Genomic DNA, 1,752 nt, shown 5'->3' on the forward strand with positions numbered 1-1,752 from the left:
CAATGCCGCGAAGTTAAGGATTCGCAGTCGGTGTCAACTGGGGCCGGGCATATAGGTGGAGCCTCTGCTGTTCAGCGGATCGACCAAGATCTTTCTGAAGCAAGAGGCCCCAGGTGTCGAAGTGTGTCATGGCCGGTGTCCCGGCTTCCGTAGACGTCTACGCTCCCGGTCATATAGGAGAGTTGACGCAGGTCGTACCCGTCGAGCTGGTCGACGCGGTGCTGGAGGAATCCCGTGCCGTGCAGCAGCGGGTGCGAGCTCTGCCGTCCCGGATCGGGGTGTACTTCGTGCTGGCGCTGGGCCTGTTCGAGCATCTCGGTGCCCGGCAGGTCTGGGGCAAGCTGGTCGCAGGACTCGACAGCGCGGTGCCGTCTCCGTCGGAGAAGGCCTTGCGCGACCTACGCCGCCGCATCGGCGTCGCACCCGTCAAGCGGCTGTTCGACACCCTGGCGGGGCCGCTGGCTCAGCCGTCCACCCCCGGCGTGCGCTACCGGCGCTGGCGAACCGTCGCCTTCGACGGGTGCAGCAGCATCCCCGCCCCCGCCCACGAGCTCAATATCTCCTGGCTGGGCCGCATCACCCACCGGCTGGGACTGGCCGGATACCCGCGGCTGATGCTGATGACACTGTGCGAGACCGGCACCCGCGGACTCCTCGCCGCGACCTTCGGCCCCGTCCGCCGCGAGAGCGAATGCGCCTATGCCCGGCGGCTGGTAGACCGCATCACCACCGACATGCTGCTCCTTGCTGATCGTGGCTTCGACAGCAACGAACTGCTCCGCGACATCGCCGGACGCGGCGCGCAGTTCCTGGTGCGCTGCAAGACCACCCGGAACCCGCCCGTGCTCACTCTCCTGCCCGACGGCTCCTACCTCACCCGCATCGCCGGCCTCGAGATCAGGATCATCGAGGGCGAGATCCGCGCACACACCGCCGACGGCGCCAGGACCGGCGACACCTACCGGCTGCTGACCACCCTCACCGACTACCGCACCGACCCCGCTGACCAGCTACTACGCCTGTATCACGAACGCTGGGAAGTCGAGACCGCCTATCTCGCCCTGCGCCACACCCTCCTCAGGGGCCGCGTCCTGCGGTCCAAGGACCCCATAGGCATCACCCAGGAACTGTGGGCGCTCCTCGCCCTCTACCAGGCGCTGCGCTCGACCATGGTCACCGCCATCGAGACCGTTCCCGCACTGGACCCCGACCGCGCCAGTTTCACCGCCGCGCTCGAAGCCGCACGCGACACCGTCGTCATCGCCAGCGGCCTGGTCCCGACAACCGTCGACGACCGTGTCGACCTCGTCGGCCACATCGGCGCACACGTCCTCGGCCACTTGCTCCCGCCCCGCCGTCCGCGGATCTCCGCCCGTATCGTCAAGCGAGGGATCTCCCGCTACCACACCTGGAATCGCGACGGCCGTCCCCGCAGCAGCAGTCCCGTCACTGCCATCGACATCACCATCGCCCCTCCCGCCCTGCCCACCTCACCAGCCTCGACGTCTGCACGTCCGGGACGTTGGAGCGATGTCTGCCAGCTCATGGCAGCCGAACCGCCCCGGCCCTGGAAAGCCATGGAGATCGCCGACCGCCTCGGCCTCACCGCTCCCACACCCGTACGCAGCCTCATCTCCCAGCTCGGCACCTGGACCCGCCGCGGCCTGCTGACCCGCACCGCCCCCAACACCTACAAACTGATCCTTCCGGACACCTTGACGCTCGCGGGCAATCCTTAACTTCGCGGCATTG

The 1,752-nt window shown here is 68.0% G+C and carries 1 protein-coding gene; it reads left to right on the forward strand.

What is annotated here, in order from left to right:
* The first annotated feature begins 128 nt into the window (after nt 1-128).
* Complete coding sequence (locus tag AB0N07_RS50635; protein ID WP_365847719.1) at nt 129-1,739, forward strand: IS4 family transposase; 1,611 nt, start codon at nt 129-131, stop codon at nt 1,737-1,739.
* Nucleotides 1,740-1,752: the final 13 nt, after the last annotated feature.

The sequence above is a fragment of the Streptomyces sp. NPDC051172 genome, assembly GCF_040682555.1.
Taxonomy (GTDB): Bacteria; Actinomycetota; Actinomycetes; order Streptomycetales; family Streptomycetaceae; genus Streptomyces.

What these genes read in the sequence shown, in the direction of transcription:
- AB0N07_RS50635 (WP_365847719.1), top strand. Translation starts at nt 129, where the DNA reads ATGGCCGGTGTCCCGGCTTCCGTAGACGTCTACGCTCCCGGTCATATA.